Raw genomic sequence first — 17,375 nt, 5'->3', positions numbered from 1 at the left:
CATCTTAGCACAGAGCCTGCGATCCGCATAGATGCAACCCCGGCGAGCCCGTTCGGTGAAAGGCTGCCGGAGCGGTCGTGTGCATGATCAAGGATCGGGTCCGGGTTTGACCTAAGTCAAAGTCAATGCGCCATGGAGCATCTAAAATGTGTCCAGGAAGCGAGACATTACCAGAGCGGAGGCAAATATGAGTATGTTTTGTTATCAGTGTGAACAGACGGCCCAGGGCAGCGGTTGCACCAAGGCCGGCGTCTGCGGCAAGGATGCGGAGACCGCCTCCCTGCAGGACTTGCTGTTTTGCTTCAGTAAAGGACTGGCCATGTACGCTCACCGGCTCCGGCTGCTTGGAGTTCGTGACCGCCAGTACGATTTGGCGGTCATCGAGGCGTTGTTCACCACCGTGACCAACGTCAACTTCGATCCGGCCAGGCTGGAGGCCATGATCCGGAAAGTCGCCGGATTGCGGGATCAGGCCCGCGACGCGTACATGGCCGCCAGCCGGCGGGCCGGCCGGACCCCCGAGAGTCTGGGCGATCCGTCCAGCCTGGTCCCCGCCGCCAGCCGCGGCGACATGCTTCAGCAGGGGGAACAGATCGGCATCCAGCGTCGATTGAACGCCCGCAGCCGGGACCTGGTGGGGCTGGAAGAGCTCATCACCTACGGGCTGAAAGGCATGGCGGCTTACGCCGATCATGCCCAGATCTTGGGCCAGGAAGACGAGGCGGTGTATGCCTTCTTCCACGAGGCGCTCGACACGCTGACCAGGCCGGACCTGAAGGCCGATGAGCTGTTGGCGCTCGCGCTGCGGGTCGGTGAAGTCAACATTCGGGTCATGGAGCTGCTGGACGCCGCCAACACCGGCGCGTACGGGCATCCTGAACCCACCCGGGTGCGCATCCACCCGCTCAAGGGCAAGGCCATTCTGGTGTCGGGCCACGACCTCAAGGATCTGGATGCTCTGCTGCAGCAAACCGCGGGGACGGGGATCCGCGTGTACACCCACGGGGAGATGCTGCCGGCGCTGGCCTACCCCGGTTTGAAAAAGTACCCGCACCTGGCCGGCAATTACGGCGGCGCCTGGCAGGACCAGCGGCAGGAATTCGACGCCTTTCCGGGCGCCATCCTGATGACCACCAACTGCATCCAAAAACCGAAGGAAACCTACTTCAACCGGATGTTCACCACGGGCCTGGTGGCCTGGCCGGGGGTGACTCATATCGCCGACCGGAACTTCGCGCCGGTGATCGCGGCGGCCCAGGCGGCGCCCGGTTTTGCGGCGGACGGTCCCGCTGACACCATTTGGGTGGGCTTCGGCCACAACGCCGTGCTCGGCGTGGCGGACAAGGTGATCGAAGCCGTCCAGAAGGGCGCCATCCGGCACTTCTTCCTCATCGGCGGGTGCGACGGCGCCAAATCCGGGCGGAACTACTACACCCAGTTCGCCCAGGCGGTGCCCAAGGATTGCATGATCCTAACCCTGGCCTGCGGCAAGTACCGCTTCAACAAGCTGGCGTTCGGGGACATCGGCGGCATCCCGCGCCTGCTCGACGTGGGCCAGTGCAACGACGCGTTCTCCGCGGTCAAGATCGCCGGTGCACTGGCGGCGGCTTTCAAGACCGACGTGAACGGGTTGCCGCTGTCCCTGATCCTGTCCTGGTACGAGCAGAAAGCCGTGGTGATCCTGCTGTCGCTGCTGTACCTGGGCATCCGCAACATCCGCCTGGGGCCGACTCTGCCCGCCTTCGTGACGCCGGCCGTCCTCCAGGTGCTGGTGGACAAATTCGCCATCCGTCCCATCGGGTCGGTGGAAGAAGACCTGGCTGCGATTTTGGGCACGGCGCCGACGGCCTGACGCTCAAACACAGGTACAAGCGGTCCCGGCCCGTCTGAGCGGGTACGGGCGTCCGGATGTTACCGCCGGGGTTGTCCCCGGCGGTTTTTTTGAAAATTATTGCCTCATCCTATCATCATCGCTATCATGGCGGAGTATGCACGGCTCGGCCTGCCCCATACGTTTCCGGATTCCAACCAGGGAGATACGGTCATGAGTATGACCCCCGCTGATCCGCCTTCCGCCGCACCCGATCTCCAGGCACTCCTCGATTTCGAATTCAAGCCGTTTGCCGAAATGACCGACGCGGACTACCACCGCATCGGATTCCGGTCCGGTCTCGAGATCCACCAGCAGCTCCTCACGGACAAGAAACTTTTTTGTCGGTGCCCCGCGGGCAGATACAGCGACCACTACCACGCCGAAGTCCTCCGGCACATGCGTCCGACGCTGTCCGAGCTCGGTGAGTACGACGGCACCGCCCTGATGGAGTTCAAGACCCACAAGGAGATCATCTATCGGATCAACCGCGACACGGTCTGCACTTACGAGATCGACGACACGCCGCCCTTCGAGCTCAACGAGGACGCGCTCGATATCGCCCTGGGCATCGCTATGCTGTACCGGTGTTCCATGGTGGACGAGATCCACATCGCCCGCAAGCAGTACCTTGACGGCAGCATCCCCACCGGATTCCAGCGGACGACCATCGTCGGCGTCAACGGCCGGATCCCGTTCAAGGACCGGGAGGTGCGGATCGTCCAGCTCGGACTCGAAGAGGACGCCTGTCGGGAGGTGAGCGACATCGGCCACCGACGGGTGTACCTGACCGACCGGCTGGGCATGCCCCTCATCGAGACGGTCACCGGTCCGGACATGCGCACGCCCCACGAAGTGGCCCAGGTGGGCGAGATCTGCCGCCGGCTGGTGCGCAGCACCGGCTGGGTGCGCACGGGGATCGGCGCCGCCCGGCAGGATGTAAACGTCAGCGTCACCGGCGGCACGCGGATCGAGATCAAGGGCGTGCCGCGCATTCCCAACATCCCGCTGCTGACCTATCACGAAGCCATGCGCCAGTGGAGCCTGTTGCGGCTGCGGGCCGAGCTGCGGCGGCGGGGCGTGACCCCGGCCTCCTTCGCTTCTCGGACAACGGAGGTGACCCGCAGCCTCCGCAAAACGCGCTTCCAGCCCATCCGGACAGCCATCGCCGAAGGGAAGGTGGTGTTCGGTGTGAACCTGGTGGGTTTCCGCGACCTGCTGCGCTGGCCCACCCAGACCGACACCGCGTTCTCCCGGGAGATCTCCGACCGCGTGCGGGTGATCGCATGCCTGACCACGCTGCCCAACATCGTGCACAGCGACAGCCAGAGCGAGACCCTGGCGGCCGCCGAATGGCATGAGATCAAGAAGGCCACTGGCGCCGGTGACAACGACGCCGTCGTCGTGGTGTGGGGCCCGCCCACCGATGTCGAGACGGGCGCCCGGGAGATCGCCATCCGGGCGCGCGAGGCCACGGTAGGCATCCCGTCGGAAACCCGGCAAGCCCTCCGGGACGGGACCAACGGTTTCGAGCGGATCCTGCCTGGCCCCGACCGCATGTACCCGGACACTGACCTGCCCCCCAAGCGCATCGCCGGCGAGCGGCTGGAGCGGATTCGCCGGAACCTGCCGGCATACTACTGGACGCGCGAAGCGTGGTGCCGGACGCAGGGGGTGCCTGAAGACGTAGTGCGGCCCCTGGTCATCTCGCCCCAGTGGGAGCTGTTCGAAAAGGTTGTCCGGGAGTGGGGGCTGCCGCCGGTCCTGGTTGCCGTGGCCCTCGTCCAACTGCCCAAGCGGCTCAAACGAAAACGCCTCTCGACGGCGCAGCTGACGACCGCCGATTTCGAAGGAATCCTGGCGGCGCACCGCGGCGGTCGGCTGGCCCGCGAAGGGATTCTGCCCGCCCTCGCCCGAGCGGCCGAAGCCGGACGATTTGAACCCGAGCAGTTGCCGCCGCCGCTGCCAGCGGACGGCGTGGAGACGGCGATCACCCGCGGCCTGGCCCGCGTCAAGGAACTGGCCGTCCCCACCCCGGGGCAGCGGTTCCGGACGGCCATGGCACTGGTGATGCGGGAGCTGGACGGACGTGTGCCTGGCGCCGGGGTGGCCGTGCGCCTCGCGACCCGGCTGCAGGAGGACATCCATGAGCGCTGACGACAGCTACAAGGGTTACCGCGGCGAAGCCCTGGCCGCGCTGAAGAATTTCAACGCCATGGTTTGGAGCGACGTCGAGGTCCACACCCCGCAGGGCGTCTTCACCGGCATCATCTTGCCCCGTTCGGAGACCGCGGACTCTTACCATGTTGTGCTCAAGCTCCGCAACGGGTACAACGTGGGCATCGCCGCCGCCGGCATTTCGAACATCGTCATCGCCGGCCGCAAGGAAGCCCACTACAAGATTCCCGAGAAAGATTTCCCCTTCGATCCGAAGAAACCCCGGGTCAAGCTCCTGGGCACCGGCGGCACCATCGCCAGCCGGCTGGACTACCGCACCGGCGCCGTCATCCCGGCGTTTTCACCCGGCGAGCTCTACGGATCGGTACCCGAGCTGGCCGACATCTGCAACCTGGAAACCGAAAAACTCTACGGCGTGTTCAGCGAGAACATGGGGCCGGAGCAGTGGCGGGGCACCGCTGAGGCAATCGGCCGCGAGATCGCCAAGGGGGTCCAGGGCATCGTCATCGGCCACGGTACCGACACGATGCACCATACCGCCGCCATCCTCTCGTTCATGGTCCAGGACTCGCCAGTGCCCATCGTCATGGTGGGGTCGCAACGCTCCAGCGACCGGCCGTCGTCCGATGCGGCGTTGAACCTGATGCACAGCGTCAAGGCCGCCGCCGAAGGCGACCTGGCGGAAGTGATGGTCTGCATGTTCGGGCCCACCTCCGACGAGTACGGCCTGCTCCATCGGGGGACGCGCGTGCGCAAGATGCACTCCAGCTACCGGTCCACGTTCCGCACCATCGGCGACATCCCGCTGGCCATGGTCAGCAGGGAGACGATCACTCCGCTACGCCCCGACTACAAGCCGCGCCGGCGAGACCGGAACGTGACCATCAACACGGCGTTCGAAGAGATGGTGTCCATCGTCTACTACTATCCCAACATGCGGCCGGACATCATCGACTCTCTCATCGACAACGGCTACCGGGGCATCATCATCGCCGGCACCGGGCTCGGCCACGTCAACAAACCGCTCTACCCGGCCCTGAAGCGGGCAAAGGAGAAGCAGATCGCCGTCTATATGACCGTGCAGACGCTGTGGGGCTATGTCCAGATGTACGTCTACGACACGGGGCGCGACATGATGGAGCTGGGCGTCGTGCCCATGGCCAACATGCTCCCCGAGGTGGCCTACGTGAAACTGGGCTGGGCGCTGGGGCAGACGAGCGACCTGGCGGAAGTTCGGCGGATCATGTACACGCCCATCGCCGGCGAGATCACCGAACGCGAGCCCTGCAACGGCTACCTCGTCTTCCAGGGCGGGATCCCCGAGGTGGAGGAGTTCATCTCCCGCTATCACCGGTGACTGAATCGCCCGCCGCACCGCATGCTTACCCGCCGGACGTTGTGAACCGAATGGCCGGGTGCGGCGGTAGTCTGAATCCATCCGAACCGGACTGAATCTGTTGTCCGTGAACCGGGCGCCAATGCGTCCCGGCAAGGAGGATCAGATGATGAAAAAAGCCACACTCCTGCTCGCCATGTTGGCTGCGCTGTCGGTGTTGTCACCGGCGCTCCGCGCCCACTGCGAAATCCCGTGCGGCATCTACGGCGATGAGCTGCGCGTCCAGGCGATTGCCGAGGACATTGACACCGTGGAGAAATCCATGCAGCAGATCGTCCAGCTTTCGGTGCAGGGAGAGAAGAACTACAACCAGCTGGTGCGGTGGGTCACGAACAAGGAGACGCACGCCAGCTACATCCAGGAAACCGTCGCCCAGTATTTCCTCACCCAGCGGATCAAGCCGGCGGATGCGACAAATGCCGAGGCGCATGCCCGGTACCTCCGGCAGTTGACCCTGCTGCACGAAATGCTCATCGTGGCGATGCAGGCCAAGCAGACCACGGACCTGAGCCGCGTGGCCCGACTGCGCGAACTGCTGGCAGAGTTCCGCAAGGCCTACTTTGGCGAGGCAGGTACCCGCGGCCACAATCACTGATGAGTTGCCCGTCATAACGATATATTCGAATCGAGATCCAGGCTCGGGATCCGCTTTAAACAGTGATGTATCTGCATGTTCGGTGGGAGGCCGCCGGGTGATGTTTCAACTTGACCTGTATCGGGAAAACAGTATAATTAAAACTGTTTGAAACATTCTCCATACCCTCCCCAATCCACCTTATGGTGACGGCTGCCCTGGTACCCACAGGGCAGTTTTTTGTTGATTCGCAGGGCTATTTCGGCTAACGTGGCCTCGCCTGAAGGTGTCGGATCCGCCCCGCACCAGTCCGGATCCGGCTTGGCGGTATGCGACGACCCGGTCGATACCTGCGAATATCGAAGGGCATCCAACGGTCATGATCTATCTAATGATTTTCGCCTTCGGCATTGTGGTGGGCAGCTTCCTGAATGTCTGCATCTACCGGGTGCCTCGCGAACGCTCCATCGTCACACCCCGCTCAGCCTGCCCAGGCTGCGGCCAGCCCATCGCCTTCTATGACAACATTCCCATCCTGAGTTTCCTCATCCTGCGCGGGCGATGCCGCCGGTGCAGCACCGCCATCTCTTGGCAGTACCCCGTGGTCGAAGCACTCAACGGCCTGCTGTGGGTTGCCGCCTATCTGGGGTGGGCCTTGACCCCATCGGCGCTGCTCTACGCCGCCTTCGGCAGCGCGATGCTCGTTTTGGTCTTCATCGACGCCCAGCACCGCATCCTACCCCACGGCATCACCGTGGGCGGCTGGATCGTCGGGCTGGCCACCGCCCCCTGGCAGGTGATCCATCAGTATGAGGCGCCGAACGTCGGCCGGCTGCTGGGTTTGCTGGGCGTGATGACGGCGGACGAGCGAATTCTCGCCTGGATCGGATCGCTGGTCGGCTCGCTGCTGGGGGCGGGGATGCTGCTCGTGGTGGCCGTCGGCTACTATCTCGTCCGCCGGGAAGAAGGCATGGGGCATGGAGACATCATCCTCATGGGTCTGGTGGGCGCGGTGCTGGGTTGGGGGCGCACCCTGCTCACGGTTTTCCTGGGATCGTTGCTCGGGGCGGTGGTGGGTCTGGTGCTCATCCGCCGGGCCGGCGGCGATCGGAAATATGAAATTCCATTTGGGACCTTCCTGGGCATCGCCGCAGTCAGCGCCCTGTTCTTCGGGGAGATTCTGCTCGACTGGTACTGGAGTCTGCTGTGAGCGGCTGTATGCCTCCGCGGCACACGATCTACATTTTGGGCGGAATCGTCACGCTGGCCATTGTGTCGGCGGTGGCGATGAACGCATTCCTCACTCTCCATGTGCACAAGGTTCAGACCGAGCGCAACGACGCGCTCCGGGCGGCGAAGGTGGGCCGGGTGATCGCCCAACTGCAGCTGGTCATGCATTCCCCGCTGACCCGTCAGCAGCGCCTGATCCGGCTGCAGGGGATCTACGAGCGGGAAGGTCTCTACCTGCTGCAGATCCGGGACCCGGCGGGAGTCACGCATTTCGGCCGATCCTCGATCAGCATTGCGCCGGCAATCGCCGCCAAACTGTCTCTCGAAAAGTTGCAGTCCGCGCGCCCGGCCCCGGATCAAGTGCTGCTGGAAGCGCTCACCATCGCGCACAACGGCCGGATCCCGGCGATTCTGGCGCGAACGATGCTGTACGCCGACGGCCTGAAACCATCCTATCTGGTGTTCCTGCTGCTTCAGGATCCGGAACCGCCGCTCATGGGGACGTTTGAGCAGTTCGCCGTGCTCTTCCAAACGATCGCCATCTTGGCGCTGCTGGCGCTGGGCTGGTACCTGCTGCGCCGTGCCGTCCGGCCCTACGAATCGCTGGTCCGTGAAATCCAGCATTCGTCCACCGGGCTGCGGTCCGTGTCGGAGCCGTATGCCGACGAGGTCTCGGTCCTGGTGGGTTCGTTCAAGGACGTGATCCGCCAACTTCGCGACAAGGAGCGGGAGCTGCAGGCCCTGCACCAGCAGGCCACCCAGCGGGCGGATCTGTCCGAACGGCGCGTGCGGGATGTGTTCCACTGTCTGCCGCTGGCGATCCTGTCGTTGGACGCGCGCGGCATCTTCCAGGAGTGCAATCCCGCCCTCGAGGAGCTGCTGGGCCGTCGCCGGGTGGCCTTCACGAACCAGTCGTATCGGGAGATCTTTCAGGATCAGCCGGAGATTTGCGCGGCGATCGATGCCGCATGGGGCGCCCAGCAGAGCCTCACCCGCCGTCTGCTGAAGATGTCGGCGCCCGGCAGCGAGGAGCCGGAGCGGACGGTCAGCCTGTCGCTGTTCCCGCTGGGGGACGCCGAGGGAGTGGTCGGCGTGATCGAGGACGTCACCGGGCCGATGCAGCTGCAGGAGCGCCTGCGCCTGCAGGAGAACCTGGCCGCCCAGGGCGAGATGGCGGCGGGCATCGCGCACGAGCTCAAGAACGCACTGTCCACCATCAGCGGTTATGCCCAGATGCTGTTGGGCAACGCCCGGCCGGGCGCGGAACAGAAACGAGCCGCCGCGCTGGTTCAGGAGGTGGAGGAGATGGCCCGGGTGATCACCGACTTTCTGGAATATGCCCGGCCGATGCCTCTGGAGCACCGGCCGGTTGCGCTGGATGGGGTGATCGCCGAGCAGATGGACTTGTTCGCCGAGCGCCATCCCGACATCGAATTCCGCCGCCAGCTGATTCCCTGCTTGGTTTCGGGCGAAGAGCATCTGCTGAAGAAAGCGATGCACAACCTGCTGCTCAATGCGGTCCAGGCGATGGAGAAGTCGGCTGTGAAACGGGTGGAGGTTCGGTTGGAGGCTCTGTCGGGCCAGCTGGTCCGGGTGTGGATCGAGGATACCGGGCCGGGCATCGACGCCAAGGCGTTGGGACGCATCTTTACGCCGTTTTTCACGACGCGACCTGGCGGCACCGGGATGGGGTTGGCCGTGGTCCACAAGATCGTGGCCCTGCACGGGGGGGCGATCCGCGTCCAGTCGGAACCCGGCCGCGGCACCGGCGTGGAGCTGGATCTGCCCGTATCGTTGCCGGCCGAATGATCAGTCGGTCGGCCGGCGGGTTTACTGCTGGAAGCTGTACGGTTTCTTCTGCTTGCCCACCTGGTCGTAGTAGGGCACTGCGTTCCGCCACCAATTGTGGCGGGTTCGGAAATCACCCATGAACCGCCGTGGGAAAAACATCACGTTGTCGAGGCCGGTGTTGAGCCCGCAGGTGGACAGGATCGGCCCGGAGACCAGGAAAAAATCCAGACAGCCGTCGCCGGTATAGGCCCAGTAGGGTGGGGTATAACGGCCGTCCAGCACGCGGGGGTTATAGCCGTAGTAGTAGTAGTAGGGGGAGGGATAGAATCCGGCGGACTCCGACTCCAGAAAGGCGTAGTCCTTCCGGCCGGCGGCGTCGGCGCTGACGCCGGCGGCGTCGGTCAGCTCGAAATGGTTGCCCTGGACGCTGATGCCGGAGCTGAGGGTCAGCCGCACCGGGCCGGAATTGGCATGGTCCGGAACGATCACCACGGCCATATTGTCCTGCCAGAGCAGGAGCCGGGCGCGGGCGCCGTTGAACTCCACGAATCCGGGCGCCGACACATTTTTCATGTTCTCGGCCCACACCCGATTGGCGTCGCCGAGCGTGAACCCGCGTCCCTTGACAATCACCGTGGTGCCGGGAGGGCCGGAGTCCGGAAATATCCCTTCGATGGCGATGCGGGCGTCGGCGGCTGCCGCCGCTGTCACCAGCAGGGTCATCAGACCGAAGAAGAGAAAGCTCTGTTTCATCAAATCCTCCGCAAAATCAAATTCCACTGTATTATCGCACCGGACGGCGAAAAGTTGCGTGTAAAAAAGCCCGGCCCGGCCAGTCCGGGCCGGGCATGCATACAGTCGGTGCTCGGTCGATGGATCAGTAGACCGTCACCCGGACCGTGTCGCTGGCGACACCGCCCTTGCCGTCAAAAACCTGGAGATTGAAAACATACGTTCCAGTGACGGTGACTTCGAAGGTGGTGACGGCGCTGGTCGGGGCCGACAGAGTGACGACCGGCCCATCCAGCTGCTGCCACAGGAAGGTCAGCGGGTCGCCGTCGGGATCGTACGATGTGGAGCCATCCAGAGTGTAGGTGCCGAACTGGCGACTGATCTGATCGGAGCCGGCGTAGGCGACGGGCGGCGAGTTGGGCGTGATCACCTGAACGACCGCATAGGCCAGAATCTCCGCGCCGCTGCTGCTGGTGGCGATCAGCGTGTAGGTGGTGCTGGCCGTGGGCGCGACCATCAGGCTGCCCTCGGCCTGGACCGCCCCGATGCCTTCGATGCGGACCGCGGCGGCGTTGCTCACCTTCCAGCTCAACCGGGACTGTTGGCCGGGACTGATCTGGGTGGGTTCAGCGATGAAGAACAGAATCTGCGCGTCGGCGACGGTGACGACCACAGTAGCCCGGACCTCCTGCCCCGGAGCGCGGGCGATCAGCACGTATTCCTGCGTAGCCGCCGGCGCCACATAGGTGGACCCTTCGATGGACACGGGGCCGATGCCTTCAATCTCCACCGACTCGGCGTGCAGGACCTTCCAGCTCAGACGGGACTGCTGGCCGGGGCTGATCACCGCCGGGTCGGCCAAAAAGTACAGGATCTCGACGTTTTCGATCTTCCGGGTGGTGACCACGACGTCATCCACTGCATAGGCGGCGCCGGTGTCGGTCACACGCAGCCGGAAGACGTACACATGTCCGGCCTCGGCGGTGAATGACGGCGTGGCGGTATTCGCGCCGCCGAGCGAGACGGCGGGCCCCTGAACCTGGGTCCAGTGGAAGGCGATGGCGTCGCCGTCGGGATCGTAGGATGCGGTCCCGTCTAACGCGATCAGGCCGGCCTCCACGTCGATCTGGTCGGGGCCGGCGTTGGCGATGGGCACGTCGTTGCCGGAGCGGGCCATCCGGGTTCGGACATCGTACTTGAGCCGGGGCACATCCACCGGCACCACCTCGGCCACCTCGCCGCGGATCGGCTGCTTCCAGGCGCCGTAGCGGATGCCGGCGGCGTAACGGCCGGTGGTTTCGTCGCCGAGCATGGATTCGTTCCAGCTGCCTTCGACGAACCAGCTCCAGTTGTCTCCCAACGGCCGCACCAGGCGCACCAGCCCGCCTGCCCGGCTGGCCAGCTCGCCGCGGTCGATGTAGCCCACGTTCCCCTCAAGCATGAACCGGGCCGGCAGGTCCACCTGGGCGGTGACGCCGTACTGGTTCAGCGTGTTCAGGTAGGTTTCGCGGAACACGTGGTTCGAGATGTAGTCGCGGTCGATCACGCTCTCACCAAGCAGGCCCTGGGTGGCGAACCCGCCGACGGAGCCCCAGTTGAACAGGTACTCGGCGATCACGCTGCCTTGGGCCAGGGTGCCGCCGTCGGCATAATCATCCAGCTCCACGCGCTTGAGCGAGGCGAACGCGCCCGCCTGGAACCGCTTATACCGCGTAACCAGGCCCAGGTCGAACTGGAACTCCTGCCGCTCGGGATACAGCAGGTACTCGCCCTGGCCTTGCAGCGCCAGGCTCGGGGTGAAGCGGTGGAAATAGCGGGCGCTCACACTGCCGGTGAGGTCGCCGTCTTCGGTGGCGCCCAGATCAAAGCCCAGCAATCCCAAGTCGCCCCACGCCATCTTCAGTGGCGCGGCGGGCGCCTCGGCCAGGGCCGGCGTCGCCGCCGGGACCGGCGGCGGGAGCGGCGGCGGAAGCGGTTTGGCCTGCTCCCGCAACCGGGCGAGCTCGTCCTCGAGCCGGGCCTGACGATCCCTGAGCTGCTGGAGCTCGCCCAGGATCTTGTCGAGGTCCGCCAGTTTGTTCAGGATAGCGTCCTGCTTCTGGCCCAGCTCGGCCAGCTTGTCCTTGCAGGTGTCCTGCTGCAGCTGCTGGATCACGCCGCTGATGGGCACGTCGCGCTTGAGGATTTCCTTCACGCCGTCCTTTATCCGGTACAACGTGAACACCACGCGCCGGTTGATGAACCGGCCTTCAGGCGTTTCGTTCTCGGCCTTGGGTTCGCGTTTCCCTTTGCCGGCGACTTCCACCTGGTCGGGGCGGGCGCCGTATTTGACCAGGAAGTCGCGGACCGCGGTCGCCCGCTTGATGGCCAGCTGGTCATTGTAGCGGTCGGACCCCACGACATCGCAATGCCCTTCGACCAGCAGATGGAGATCGGGGCTTTTGCTGAGAAGGTCGGCCACCTCGAGCATGGACGGGAACCCGTCCACGAGGACGGACGAATTGAAAACGAAATTGACTTCCTCCCAGTCGTTCTTGTCCACGGGCAGCACCCAGGCGCCCAGAACCAGCAGAACGATCAGGCAGGACCAGATTGAACGTTTCACAGCTCCTCCTTATACCAATCAAAGATGATGCGGTTTCAGCCCAAACAAAGGGGGTTCGTGTCGTATACTAAGGATGCAACAAACGAGTCGATGTCGTAGAAACCTGCTGTTGTCCCCAAACGAACATGCGCACAGCATTTGCGATATTTTAGTCAAAGGAGGCCGAGTTTGTAAATGATTCGTGAAAAAATCCAACAAGCAATCGGCATCATGCAGGAGTTGAACATTGACGCCTGGCTGATCTTCGGCCGCGAGTCCCACACGTCGATGGATCCATGCGGGCCGCTGGTCGTGGGCGCCGGCTATACCTGGGCCTCCGCGTTCATCATCACCCGAACCGGCCGGACCATCGCCATCGTCGGCAGTTTGGACGCAGCCGAGATTCAGAAGCGAGGCGACTACGCCACGGTGATCACCTACGTGGGCGGGGTGCGCGATGCACTTCGGCAGACGCTGGCCGAGCTGGATCCGGCCACCATCGCCATCAATTACTCCTCTGACGACGTCATGGCCGACGGTCTGTCCCACGGCATGTACCTGCTGTTGCTGCGATACCTGGAAGGGACGCCGTATCCGAACCGACTGGTGCCCTCGGAGCGCCTGATTGCGGCCCTGCGGGGCCGCAAATCGCCCGAGGAGGTCCGCCGTATCCAGCGCGCCGTGACCGAGGCCGAAAAGATCTTTCAGGCGGTGACCGGCTTCATCCGGCCGGGCCGGACGGAACGACAGATCCACGAGTTCGTCCTTCAGCGGGTACGGGAAGCGGGCTTCGAGCTGGCCTGGGACGAGGTGCACTGCCCCGCCGTGTTCACGGGCGTGCCGGACCATGGCGAGGCGCACACCGGGCCCACCGACAAGGCGGTGGAGCGGGGGCACGTGATCAACATGGATTTCGGGTTGCGCATCGACGACTATGTGTCCGACCTTCAGCGGACCTGGTACGTCCTGCGCGAAGGCGAGCACGAACCGCCGGAGAGCGTCCGGCGGGGATTCGCCGCCGTGGTGGACGCGATCACTCGTGCCGCCGAGGCCCTGAAGCCGGGAGTGGAAGGTTGGCGCATTGATGAGATCGCCCGCAATCACATCATGGCCTGTGGTTTCGACGAATTCAAGCACGCGCTGGGGCACCAGGTGGGTCGCTCGGCCCACGATGGCGCCGGTCTGCTCTGTCCGCGTTGGGAGCGCTACGGACAGCTCCCGTACCTGAAAATCGAGGCGGGGCAGGTCTACACCCTGGAGCCGCGGGTGCACATCGCTGGTCACGGCGTGGCCACGGTGGAGGAGATCGCGGTGGTGACGCCCGAGGGCGGCCGGTTCCTGTCGTCGTTCCAGCGGGAGATTTGGATTATCCAGTGATCCGTCGAGCGAGCGCGACCATGGTGTGTGCGAATGGACCGGCGATGAAGTGATCGGTCAGACCGTCGGTGAGCGCCGTGGGCCGGACGTTGAGCTCCACAATCGTGGCGCCGGCCGCCTTGGCCTCATATGGAATGAGGCTGGCGGGCGCCACCTCGGCCGACGTGCCCGCCACCAGCAGAACCCCGCATGAACGGGCCAAGGCGAAGGCGTCCGTCAGCGCCGCGGCGGGAATCGCCTCGCCGAAAAACACGAAATCCGGCTTGAAAACGCGGCCGCAGGCGCAGCGCGGCACGGGGAGGGCGCGCACGGACGGATCGTCGGTTGGGCACATTCGCCCGCATCCGAGACAGACCAGCCGCCGCAGACTGCCGTGAAACTCCACCACGCGGCGGGAGCCGGCGGCCTGGTGCAGACCGTCGATGTTCTGGGTAACCACGGCATGGAGCGCGCCGGCTGCCTCCAGCGCCGCCATGGCCCGGTGCCCGGCGTTGGGCTGGACGCCGCCGTAGCCGTCCAGGAGCTCGTGGATGAATGTCCAGACCTTTTCGGGATGCCGCTGGAACGCGGTCAGCGTGGCGTATTCCGCCACGTCATACCGATCCCACAATCCGCCGGGGGAACGGAAGTCGGGCAGACCCGATTCCACCGACACACCGGCGCCGGTGAACGCCAGATTGAATCGGGACTTTTGGAACACGCTCGCGGCGTGGTCCAGGGTGTCTCCGTTGTTCATGCCGCCTCCGCGGTTGCAGACGCCGACTATCATGATATTGGAAACAGACCCACGGTGCCAACGGGGATCCGCTGTCGGTATGAGCCGTCAACCTGGCCACGTTGCAACAGGTGGGGCTTTCCAGTATACTGCCCGGGGACACGGACGATGACACATGCACCCACGCCACTAGCCGACCATCACAACCGGCTCATCAATTACCTTCGCATTTCGATCACCGACCGGTGCAATTTCCGCTGCCAATACTGCATGCCGACGGAAGGCATCCCGTTGCTGAACCATGCGGACATCCTGACCTACGAGGACATTCTGCGCTGCGCGCGGATCGCCATTTCACTGGGCCTACGGAAAATCCGGGTCACCGGGGGGGAGCCCCTTGTCCGCCGGGGCGTGGTGTCCCTGCTGGCTGAGCTGTCCCGGCTGCCCGACCTCGCCGACCTCAGCCTGACGACCAACGGCGCATTGCTGGGGCACTATGCGGCGGCGCTTCGGGCCGCCGGACTCCACCGGGTCAATGTCAGCCTGGACACGTTGCGGCCGGAGCGGTTTGCGACCATCACCCGCCAGCCCGTCCTGACGAACGTGCTTGAGGGCATCCGGGCGGCCGAGGCGGCCGGCCTGCATCCCGTCAAGCTCAACGTGGTCACCATGCGGAGCGTCAACCTGGATGAGATCGCGGATTTTGCGGCCATGACGCTGCACCACGCTTACGAGGTCCGCTTCATCGAATTGATGCCCGTGGGGGGGCACGCCTATTGGGACTCCGCCCAACTGGTGCCGGGCGAGGAGGTGCTCCAGATCCTCAGTAAGCGCTACGAACTGGCGCCGCTGGATGATCCGGCGGGCGCACCGGTATCCGGCCGCCTCTTCCAGATTCGGGGCGCGGCCGGACGGATCGGACTGATCAGCCCCATGACCGACCATTTCTGCCGGCACTGCAACCGGCTCCGCCTGACCCCGGATGGCAAGCTCCGCACCTGCCTGTTTCACGAGGCGGAGGTGGACCTGCGCCGGCTGCTGCGAGGGGGCGTCGACGACGAGGCGCTCGCCGGAGTGTTCCGGTCGGCAGTGGCCCAGAAGCCGGCCGGACCGGCGGGGGGCATCGGTGGTGGGTGGAAATGCACGTCGGCCATGTCCCGCATCGGCGGCTGACCGGCTGATGGAAATTCCGCGGCAGAGGAAGGGCGTGTGGATTTTTTGAGCGAGGCGCTGGCCAAGGCGTTCCGGCTGATCGTCACGGGTGACGCCGACCTCTACAGCGCGCTCTGGATTTCGCTGACGGTCAGTTTGGCGGCCATCACGGCGGCCACGCTGATCGCCGCGCCCGCCGGATTTGTGCTCGGCACCTGTCGATTTCCCGGCCGCCGGCTCATCCTGACGATCTGCCAGACCCTCATGGCGGTGCCCACCGTAGTAGTGGGCCTGTTGCTGTATGCGACACTCTTCCGTCAGGGACCTCTCGGCCCGCTGGGCCTGCTGTTTACGCCGACCGCCATGGCCATCGGTCAAACGGTGCTGATTCTCCCCCTGCTGGTGTCCTTGGTCAGCGCGGCGCTGGAGCAAGCGGATCCCCGGCTGCGCGAGGAAGCCTGGTCGCTGGGCGCGGGTCACCGCCAACAGTTCTGGCTGCTGTTGCACCACTGCCGGATCCCGCTGGCCGTAGCGGTGTTCTCCGCCCTGAGCCGGGCGATTTCGGAGGTGGGCAGCGCGATGATGATCGGCGGCAACATCCGCGGCTACACCCGGAACATCACCACAGCCATCGCCCTGGAAACCAGCAAGGGTGAGTTCGCTCTCGGGATCGGACTCGGGTTCATCCTGCTGGCGGTGGCGCTGGCGTTGAACGCCTTGATCGTCGTCCTGCGCCGGAGGTTCCGTGCTGTCTAGGATCACGCTCGCTGACGTCGGCGTCCGCCGCAACGGAACGGAGCTGTTCCGCGTGCCGCAACTGGCCGTCACCGGCGGACGCATCCTGGCCATCCTCGGAGAGAACGGCAGCGGGAAAACCACGTTTCTCCGGCTGCTGGCCGGGCTGGAGCGCGATTTCAGCGGGGTCATTCGTTACGATGAGGCGCCGCCGGCCGCCTTTTTCCAGGGGCGCAACCAGCCGCGTGACCTGCTGCTGCTGGCGCAGGAGCCGGTTCTGTTCGACTTCTCGGTGGAGCGCAACCTGGCGTACGGATTGCGCCTCGCCGGCTTGTCCCAGCGGGCGGCGCACGCGCGTGTCGCCGGCGTCCTCGGGCGGCTGAATCTGGAGGCGCTGGCGAAGCGACGTGCCACCCGGCTGTCGGGCGGAGAAAAGCGTCGGGTGGCCCTGGCCCGGGTGCTGGCGATGGAGCCGCAATTCCTGTTGCTCGACGAGCCCTTCGCCGACGTGGACCCCGTCAACCGGGAGCTGCTGGAAAACGTGCTGCTGGAGCAGGCCCGGGAACGGGGCGCGGCGGTGGCGTTCACGACCCACCAGGAGGAGATTGCGATCCGTTTGACGGACGAGATCGTCCAGATCGTCGGGCGCCGGCTGGTGCCGCATCATCCCCGCAACGTGCTGCGCGGCACGGCCAGCATGGAGAACCGGCAGTTCTTCTTCCGAACGGGGAACGTGACCCTGGAAATTCTGCCGTTCACCCGGCCGCCCAGACTGGTGCACATCCCTCCCACCGAGATTGTCGTCAGCCGGGAGGCCCTTCACGGTACCGCCCGCAACCAGTTGCGGGGAACGATCCGCGCCACGCGCCAGCAGGACGAGGCGGCGGATATCACGGTGGATTGCGGGATCAGTCTGGAGGCCCGGATCACCCTGCGGTCACTGCAGGAGCACCGGTTGGTGGTCGGGGACCAGGTCTACCTGAGCTTCAAGACCTCGGCGGTCCGCTGGTTGTAGTCGCCAAGTTACCTCGGAAAATCCGG

At 64.9% G+C, this 17,375-nt stretch carries 13 protein-coding genes; 10 read left to right on the top strand and 3 right to left on the bottom strand.

Annotated elements, in window-relative coordinates:
• Positions 1 to 193: 193 nt before the first annotated feature.
• The 6 genes from hcp to GX414_02175 all read left to right on the top strand — a co-directional run bounded on the left by hcp (position 194) and on the right by GX414_02175 (position 9,057).
• Positions 194 to 1,852 carry a hydroxylamine reductase gene (gene hcp / locus GX414_02200; protein ID NLI45900.1) on the top strand — a complete coding sequence of 553 codons (1,659 nt, stop codon included), beginning with the start codon at positions 194 to 196 and terminating at the stop codon, positions 1,850 to 1,852.
• Between the two features lie 192 nt (positions 1,853 to 2,044).
• Positions 2,045 to 4,027, top strand: coding sequence for a Glu-tRNA(Gln) amidotransferase subunit GatE (gatE, locus tag GX414_02195; protein NLI45899.1), 1,983 nt, complete (start codon positions 2,045 to 2,047; stop codon positions 4,025 to 4,027).
• A complete protein-coding gene (gatD, locus tag GX414_02190) occupies positions 4,017 to 5,405 on the top strand; it encodes a Glu-tRNA(Gln) amidotransferase subunit GatD (GenBank protein NLI45898.1) in 1,389 nt (462 codons plus the stop codon). Before gatE ends, gatD begins: the two co-directional genes overlap by 11 nt.
• A gap of 148 nt (positions 5,406 to 5,553) precedes the next feature.
• On the top strand, positions 5,554 to 6,039 hold the full coding sequence (locus GX414_02185; GenBank protein NLI45897.1) for a superoxide dismutase: 486 nt from the start codon (positions 5,554 to 5,556) through the stop codon (positions 6,037 to 6,039).
• Positions 6,040 to 6,397: 358 nt separating this feature from the next.
• Entirely contained in the window at positions 6,398 to 7,228 is an 831-nt protein-coding gene (locus GX414_02180; GenBank protein NLI45896.1) for a prepilin peptidase, read from the top strand.
• 8 nt (positions 7,229 to 7,236) lie between these two features.
• A complete protein-coding gene (locus GX414_02175) occupies positions 7,237 to 9,057 on the top strand; it encodes a PAS domain-containing protein (protein NLI45895.1) in 1,821 nt (606 codons plus the stop codon).
• Positions 9,058 to 9,078: 21 nt separating this feature from the next.
• On the opposite strand, the gene GX414_02170 is transcribed toward GX414_02175, so the two are convergent.
• Entirely contained in the window at positions 9,079 to 9,792 is a 714-nt protein-coding gene (locus GX414_02170) for a hypothetical protein (GenBank protein ID NLI45894.1), read from the bottom strand.
• Between the two features lie 124 nt (positions 9,793 to 9,916).
• Positions 9,917 to 12,376, bottom strand: coding sequence for an OmpA family protein (locus GX414_02165; GenBank protein NLI45893.1), 2,460 nt, complete (start codon positions 12,374 to 12,376; stop codon positions 9,917 to 9,919).
• 174 nt (positions 12,377 to 12,550) lie between these two features.
• Here GX414_02165 and GX414_02160 point away from each other — a divergent pair, with 174 nt between their 5' ends.
• A complete protein-coding gene (locus GX414_02160; protein ID NLI45892.1) occupies positions 12,551 to 13,732 on the top strand; it encodes an aminopeptidase P family protein in 1,182 nt (393 codons plus the stop codon).
• Here the strand turns inward: GX414_02160 and GX414_02155 are convergent.
• On the bottom strand, positions 13,722 to 14,468 hold the full coding sequence (locus GX414_02155) for an NAD-dependent protein deacylase (protein NLI45891.1): 747 nt from the start codon (positions 14,466 to 14,468) through the stop codon (positions 13,722 to 13,724). The two genes, GX414_02160 and GX414_02155, sit on opposite strands and share 11 nt — an antisense overlap.
• 147 nt (positions 14,469 to 14,615) lie before the next feature.
• Between GX414_02155 and moaA the strand changes: the two genes are divergently transcribed.
• The 3 genes from moaA to GX414_02140 are packed head-to-tail and all read left to right on the top strand — an operon-like array spanning position 14,616 to position 17,349.
• The gene (moaA, locus tag GX414_02150) at positions 14,616 to 15,620 is read left to right on the top strand and encodes a GTP 3',8-cyclase MoaA (GenBank protein ID NLI45890.1); all 1,005 of its coding nucleotides are present in this window, start codon (positions 14,616 to 14,618) and stop codon (positions 15,618 to 15,620) included.
• Between the two features lie 36 nt (positions 15,621 to 15,656).
• Positions 15,657 to 16,355, top strand: a complete 699-nt coding sequence (locus GX414_02145; GenBank protein ID NLI45889.1) for an ABC transporter permease — start codon at positions 15,657 to 15,659, stop codon at positions 16,353 to 16,355.
• Positions 16,345 to 17,349, top strand: a complete 1,005-nt coding sequence (locus tag GX414_02140; protein ID NLI45888.1) for an ABC transporter ATP-binding protein — start codon at positions 16,345 to 16,347, stop codon at positions 17,347 to 17,349. Before GX414_02145 ends, GX414_02140 begins: the two co-directional genes overlap by 11 nt.
• The last annotated feature ends 26 nt before the right edge of the window (positions 17,350 to 17,375 follow it).

This window comes from Acidobacteriota bacterium, assembly GCA_012517875.1.
Lineage (GTDB): Bacteria > Acidobacteriota > JAAYUB01 > JAAYUB01 > JAAYUB01 > JAAYUB01.
The sequence above is the reverse complement of the archived record's forward strand: the minus strand, read 5'-3'. Positions and strand labels throughout refer to the sequence as shown.